Below are 6,253 nucleotides of genomic sequence, written 5' to 3' on the forward strand. Positions count from 1 at the left end.
TCGGCCCCGGTCCGCCGCCCCGCACGCATTCCCCCCGGAGGCGTGCGGGGCGGCGGAACCCCCCTCGGGAGACCCCTCGGCTCCCGGCGGTCGGTACGGTAGGCCGCTCCACGTTGCATGCACGTTGCGACCATCCGATCACGCTCCGTGGCGAAAATCGGCCGGCCGGGTTCCGGGGAACCGCTTGCGCGGCCCCCGGATTCGGCCGATCCTCAAACCCCGATGTGTCCGCACCCGGGGGGAGCCCGCCGATGGTGACGAAGGAACGCGCGGCCGGCCCGCGGCCGGCGATCGCCGAGTCGTGGCGGCGGACCCGGGACGCCGGTGTGGACGCCGGGGTGCCGTCCGCCCCGCTGGTGTTCGACCGCGACGTCCTCCCCGACGCCCGCGCCGCCCATCCGCTGGCGCCGCACCTGCCGCTGCTGCGGGACCTGCTGCGCGGCGTCGCCGACGAGACCGAGCACCTGCTGGTGATCACCGACGAGGCGGGGCGGGCGCTGTGGACGCAGGGGCCGCGCCGGATACGCCGGGCCGCCGAGCGGATCGGGCTGCTCGAGGGATTCTGCTGGGCCGAGGACTCGGTCGGCACGAACGGGATCGGCACCGCGCTCGCCGGGGGACGGCCGGAGCACGTCTACGCCGCCGAGCACGTCGCGTACGTCCTGCACGGGTGGTCGTGCGCGGGCGCGCCGGTCACCGACCCCGACACCGGCCGGGTGATCGGCTGCGTCGACGTCAGCGCGACCGCCGACCGGCTCCATCCGGCGATGGCGGCGCTCGTCGCGACGGCGGCGCGGCTCGCCGAGTCCCGGCTGGAGGTGGAGATGCGGCGCCGGGACGAGCGGTTCCGGGAGCGCTACCTGCCGCACCTGACGGGGACGCGCGGCGGGGCGGCGCTGGTCACCGCGACCGGCCGGATCATCGCGGGCGGCCCGGACGCCTGGCGGGGGCGGCGGCTGGAGGTCCCCGAACCGGGCGCCACGATCACGCTGCCGGACGGCCGCGGCATGTTCGCCGAGCCGCTCGGGGAGGTGTACCTGCTGCGGCCGCGGGCCGGGCGGGCCGCCGCCCCTCCGGGCCCGGCGCCCCGGGCGGAGAGCGGGCCGCTGCTGGCGCTGACGCTGCTGGGCGCCGACCCGCCGGTCGCGCGGGTGGACGGACGCCCGGTGCCGCTGACGCTGCGGCACGCGGAGATCCTCGCGCTGCTGGCGCTGCACCCGCAGGGGCTGAGCGGCGACCGGCTGTCGTGGCTGCTGTACGGGGACGAGGGCACGCCGGGCACCGTCCGCGCGGAGATCCACCGGCTCCGCGACCGGCTCGGCGGGCTCGTCCGGGCCCGCCCCTACCGGCTCGACTGCGCGGTCGACGCCGACTTCCGGACCGTCCGCCGGCTGCTGGACGAGGGGGACGTGCCGGCCGCCGCGCGGCTGTACGCGGGGGAACTGCTGCCCCGGTCGGACGCGCCCGCGATCCGCGCCGAGCGGGACGAGCTGGCGGTGCTGATGCGGCGGCAGGCCCTCGAGCGGGGCGGCGCCGAGGCACTGTGGGCGTACGCGCAGACGGAGCCCGGGCGGGGCGACCTGGAGGCGCTGGAGCGGCTGGGCGCGGTGCTGCCGCCGGGCGATCCGCGCCGCGCCGCCGTCACGACCCGCAGCGACCGCCTCCTCAGCGACGACGACCTCTGACCGGGGACGACCGGCCCCCCGCCGCTGGCCCGCACCCCTGGCCCCGCGCGGTTGGCCCCGTGCGGTTGGCCCCGTGCGGCTGGCCGAGCCCGCCCGGCCTTGCGCGCCTGGCCCGCACGCCTGGCCCAGCCCGTGTGGCCCTGCGCCCCTGGCCTCGCGTGCCTGGCCTCGCGTGCCTGGCCTCGCGTGCCTGGCCCAGCCCGTCCGAGCTGGCCCGTCCGGGCCGTCTGACCAGGTCGTCCGTCCAGGGCGCTCGTCCATGACGCCCGTCCAAGGCATCCGTCCGGCCCAACCCGTCCGGGGTCGTTAGATCAGGGCGGGCGGACCAGGGCGGGCGGGTCGGGGCGGGCGGGCTGGGGACGTCCGTCTGGGACGGGACGAGGGGACGGTTCGTGGCCCGGTCGGCCGGGGGATCGTGGTGCGGAGGGTGGGGGGATCCGGGGAGTCAGGCGTCGTCGGGGCCGAGACCCGCGGGGGCGCCTGGGGCCGTCAGGTGGGCGGTGTCGTTGTAGCAGACGGCGCGCAGGCCGCCGGCGTCCGCCCGCCAGCGGGTCAGCGAGCAGTTGCCGATCGGCTCCTTCTCGATCTCCATGATCTCCTGCTCGGTCAGCTCCTCCACCAGGTAGCGGGTCACGACGATGATCGCGTCGTGCGCCACGACCAGGACGCGGCCGCCGGGAGCATCGGCCTCCACGTCCCGGTAGAAGGAGCGCAGCCGCAGCGCGAGGTCGGCCCACGACTCCCCGCCGGGCGGCCGGTGGTAGAACTTGCCGAGGCGGCGGGCCCGTTCGGCCTCATCGGGGAAGCGGCGCCGCACCCCGAGCGCGGTGAGGCCCTGCAGGACGCCCTGCTCGCGGTCGCGGAGCCGCTCGTCGACCCGCAGGCGCGGCCCGTCCGGCGCGGCCCAGGACGTCTGCGCGAGCGCGATCCGGGCGGTGTCGAGCGCCCGCAGGTAAGGGGACGAGACCACGAGCGTGGGCCGCTCGTCCGGGGGGAGATCGGCGAGCCGGCGGCCGAGGACCTCGGCCTGGAGGCGGCCGCGGTCCGACAGGGGGATGTCGGCGTCCCGCTCGGGGATCCCGGCGTCCTCGGCGCCCGCGCGCCGCGCGTCCCGGTGGGCGAGGTTGCCGGTGCTCTCGCCGTGCCGGGTCAGGTTCAGCCACTGGAGCGCTCTCACGCCCGCCATGCTGCCACGGATCGCGTTAGCTCTACACGCGGTAGTACTCTTGTCGGCGTGACGAACGTGCTGGCGACCGCGGTCATCGTGACGGCCCTGCTGACGGCCGGATACGCGCTGGTCACCACGGTGCGGGACCGGCCGATGAGCGTCGGTCACCTGGTGGTGCTCGGCGTCCTGGAGATCCTGCTGATCGCGCAGGCGGTCGTCGGGTTCGTCAAGCTCGGCGGGGGCGAGGGGCCCGATCCCGCGACGACCTTCATCGGCTACCTGATCGGGGTCGTGCTGATCCCGGCGGCGGGTGCCGGCTGGGGTCTGCTGGAGCGCACCCGCTGGGGCCCCGGGGTGATCGTCGTCGCCGGGCTGGGCGTCGCGGTGATGGTCGTCAGGATGAACCAGCTGTGGAGCGGGACCGTTGTCTGAGGCCGAGACCGGCGGCGTCCGTCCCGGAGCCCGCGCGGACGACGGCGCCCGCGCCGGCGCCGAGGCCCGCGCGGGCGGCACCGGGAGCGGGCCGGGGCGGATGCTGGTCGCCGTCTACGCGATCTTCGCGCTGGCGGCCGGGGCCCGGGCCGGGGTGCAGATCGCCACGAGCTTCGGGGACGCGCCGGTCGCCTACGCGCTGTCGGCGCTCGCCGCCGCCGTCTACGTCCTGGCGACGGTCGCGCTGGCGCTCGGCGGGCGCGCGTCGTTCCGCGTCGCGGTGGCGGCCTGCACGGTCGAGCTCGCCGGCGTGCTGGTGGTGGGGACGCTCAGCCTCGCCGACCCCGCCGCGTTCCCCGACGAGACCGTCTGGTCCGGGTACGGCCGCGGGTACGGGTTCGTGCCGCTGGTGCTGCCGGTCCTGGGCCTGCTGTGGCTGCGCTCCACCGCCCGGGCGGGCGGGCGCCCCGCGGCCGGGGCCTGACCGCACCGGCCGCAGGTGCCCGGGCGGGCGCACGGCCGGGTCCGGGAGCGGTGCTCCGCCGCGGCCGCCGGTCACGCGGCGGGCGCCATCTGCCGGCCCCCGATCGGGAGGGCGAGCACGGCCGCGCGCATGATCGCGTCGATCTCCTCGGGGGAGTAGTCGGCGGACGGGTTGCGGTGCATGTACCGCAGGAGCCGCAGCGGGGTGCCGAAGACGATGCCGTCGGCGGTGAACAGCCGGGTCCGGCGGGGCAGCTCGCCGCCGTGCACGGCCAGCAGCGGGCGCACCTTCACGGGCGTCCCGGCGGCCTCGGAGATCAGGTCCGCGGCGGCCTCGGCCCGCGCGGTGATCTCGCGGACGAGTTTCGTCTTGGTGCGCCCGTCGACGAACAGCCGGCCGCCGTGCTCGGACAGCTCGGCGTCGGGATGCCACGCCTCGTTGTGCACGAGCCACAGTCCGTCCGAGCCGATGACCAGTTGGTCGGCGGTGCCGTGCCCGGGGACGGTCCGGCCGTGCAGCACCCGGTGGCCGCGCCGTTCCCGGGTGAGCCGCAGCAGCCGTCCCATCCGCTCGTCCCCGCGCAGCCCGAGCCGCCACACCCGCGAAGCGCGGTAAATGCGCCAATGGACGAACGTGTCCGCGCCCGCGACGAGCAGCGCCATCGCGATTCCGAAAACGCCGCTGACCAGCAGCCCGCACGCCAGCAGCGTCCCGCCCGCCAGAATGGCGCGGGTCCGCAGCCGCTTTTGCCGGTCGCGCTGCCAGAGGTCCTCGTAGACGGCCTGGGGCGAGCCGCCGGTGAAGGCGGGGCGGTCCCGCAGATAGATGGAGCTGCCGATCATCCCGAACCTCCCTGGCATCCGCTACGACACGTTCATTATGCGGATACCCGGCGGAATGTCGCCACACGTCGAGTGGTGACGTATGTCAAACGGTAAAGCAATGCCCCGCCCTCCGGAACCATTGCCCACCTGGCCTTTCGCATCCCCCGTCCTGGTGGTTCCGAGGACGAACTTTGACGTCTTCCCGACCAATCCGAAAGGGTCGATGCAACTATCACCGTAACGCACGGCCCCCTTTTCGATTTCGTGGCGTTTCTCACACGGGTGATCACTCTGCGGCACCGGTGCGCGGCGTCATACTGATCCGTTGCACACTGGTGCGGTGACCGGGACCGCCACCGCCGACCGCCTCGCCGCCGCCGAACGCCTGCCCGTGCACCGGGCCGTCCCGGACCTGCGCGCCGCGCTCGCCGGGCCGGGCACGGCCGTCCTCGCCGCGCCGCCCGGCACCGGCAAGACCACGCTCGTCCCGCTCGCGCTCGCCGGCCTGGCCCTGCCCGCGCCGGCGCCCGCGGGACGGATCACGGTGGTCGAGCCGCGGCGGCTCGCGGCCCGCGCCGCGGCCCGGCGGATGGCGTGGCTGCTCGGGGAACGTCCCGGCGGCCGGGTCGGCGTGACCGTCCGCGGCGAGCACCGCCCCGGCTCCCGCGTCGAGGTCGTCACCACCGGCGTGCTCCTGCAGCGCCTCCAGGACGACCCGGAGCTGCCCGGCACCGACGTGGTGATCATGGACGAGTGCCACGAGCGGCACCTGGACGCCGACACCGCGCTGGCGTTCCTGCTCGACGTCCGCGCCGCGCTCCGCCCCGACCTCCGCCTGGTCGCCGCGTCCGCCACCGCCGACACCGGCCCCTGGGCCCGCCTCCTGGACTCCGCGCCCGTCGTGGAGACCGCGGCGGCGCTGCACCCCGTCGAGGTGGTGTGGGCGCCCCCGGACCGGCCCGTCCCGCCGCCGCACGGCATGCGCGTCGACCCCGCCCTGCTCGCGCACGTGGCCGCGACGGTCCGCCGCGCCCTCGCCGAACGCGACGGCGACGTCCTGTGCTTCCTGCCGGGCGCCGGTGAGATCGCGCGGGTCGCGGGCCTGCTCCGCGGCGCACCGGCCGAGATCCTGCAGGTGCACGGCCAGGCGCCGCCGGCCGCGCAGGACGCCGTGCTGGCGCCGGGCACCGGCCGCCGCGTCGTGCTCGCCACCTCGGTCGCCGAGTCGAGCCTCACCGTGCCCGGCGTCCGCGTCGTGGTCGACTCCGGCCTCGCCCGCGAGCCCCGCACCGACCACGCCCGCGGCCTCGGCGCCCTCACGACCGTCCGCGCGTCCCGCGCCGCCGCCGGGCAGCGCGCCGGACGCGCGGGCCGCGAGGCTCCCGGGACCGTCTACCGCTGCTGGGACGAGCACGACCACGCGCGGCGCCCGTCCCGTCCGCGCCCGGAGATCGAGCTGGCCGATCTCACCGCGTTCGCGTTGCAGGCCGCGTGCTGGGGCGACCCGGACGCGCGCACCCTCGCCCTGCTCGACCCGCCCCCGCCCGCCGCGCTCGACGCCGCCCGCGCCACCCTCCGCGCGATCGGCGCCGTGGACGCCGACGGCCGCGCCACCGGCCGGGGCCGCGGCCTCGCCCGCGTCGGCGTGCATCCCCGCCTG

Annotated in this window: 6 protein-coding genes; 4 read left to right on the forward strand and 2 right to left on the reverse strand. The window is 77.0% G+C overall.

Annotated elements, in window-relative coordinates:
* The first annotated feature begins 251 nt into the window (after window positions 1–251).
* Window positions 252–1,685 (forward strand): GAF domain-containing protein, encoded by a 1,434-nt coding sequence (locus ACFQ11_RS28755; RefSeq protein ID WP_378304240.1) that lies wholly within the window; start codon window positions 252–254, stop codon window positions 1,683–1,685.
* Window positions 1,686–2,130: 445 nt separating this feature from the next.
* Here ACFQ11_RS28755 and ACFQ11_RS28760 read toward each other — a convergent pair whose 3' ends face one another.
* Window positions 2,131–2,871, reverse strand: a complete 741-nt coding sequence (locus tag ACFQ11_RS28760; RefSeq protein WP_378304242.1) for a histidine phosphatase family protein — start codon at window positions 2,869–2,871, stop codon at window positions 2,131–2,133.
* A gap of 48 nt (window positions 2,872–2,919) precedes the next feature.
* Between ACFQ11_RS28760 and ACFQ11_RS28765 the strand changes: the two genes are divergently transcribed.
* Together ACFQ11_RS28765 and ACFQ11_RS28770 are read left to right on the forward strand one after the other, a co-directional pair.
* Window positions 2,920–3,285 carry a hypothetical protein gene (locus ACFQ11_RS28765; protein WP_378304244.1) on the forward strand — a complete coding sequence of 122 codons (366 nt, stop codon included), beginning with the start codon at window positions 2,920–2,922 and terminating at the stop codon, window positions 3,283–3,285.
* A gap of 100 nt (window positions 3,286–3,385) precedes the next feature.
* Window positions 3,386–3,769, forward strand: coding sequence for a hypothetical protein (locus tag ACFQ11_RS28770; RefSeq protein WP_378304250.1), 384 nt, complete (start codon window positions 3,386–3,388; stop codon window positions 3,767–3,769).
* Between the two features lie 71 nt (window positions 3,770–3,840).
* Here ACFQ11_RS28770 and ACFQ11_RS28775 read toward each other — a convergent pair whose 3' ends face one another.
* Window positions 3,841–4,611, reverse strand: coding sequence for an NERD domain-containing protein (locus ACFQ11_RS28775; RefSeq protein WP_378304246.1), 771 nt, complete (start codon window positions 4,609–4,611; stop codon window positions 3,841–3,843).
* A 322-nt stretch (window positions 4,612–4,933) separates the two neighbouring features.
* Here ACFQ11_RS28775 and ACFQ11_RS28780 point away from each other — a divergent pair.
* Window positions 4,934–6,253, forward strand: a 1,320-nt coding sequence (locus ACFQ11_RS28780) for a helicase-related protein (RefSeq protein ID WP_378304248.1), incomplete at its 3' end; no start/stop codon positions are given.

It is taken from the genome of Actinomadura sediminis (assembly GCF_042675525.1).
GTDB lineage: Bacteria > Actinomycetota > Actinomycetes > Streptosporangiales > Streptosporangiaceae > Spirillospora > Spirillospora sediminis.

What these genes read in the sequence shown, in the direction of transcription:
- ACFQ11_RS28755 (WP_378304240.1), top strand. Translation starts at nt 252, where the DNA reads ATGGTGACGAAGGAACGCGCGGCCGGCCCGCGGCCGGCGATCGCCGAG.
- ACFQ11_RS28760 (WP_378304242.1), bottom strand. Translation starts at nt 2,871, where the DNA reads ATGGCGGGCGTGAGAGCGCTCCAGTGGCTGAACCTGACCCGGCACGGC.
- ACFQ11_RS28770 (WP_378304250.1), top strand. Translation starts at nt 3,386, where the DNA reads ATGCTGGTCGCCGTCTACGCGATCTTCGCGCTGGCGGCCGGGGCCCGG.
- ACFQ11_RS28775 (WP_378304246.1), bottom strand. Translation starts at nt 4,611, where the DNA reads ATGATCGGCAGCTCCATCTATCTGCGGGACCGCCCCGCCTTCACCGGC.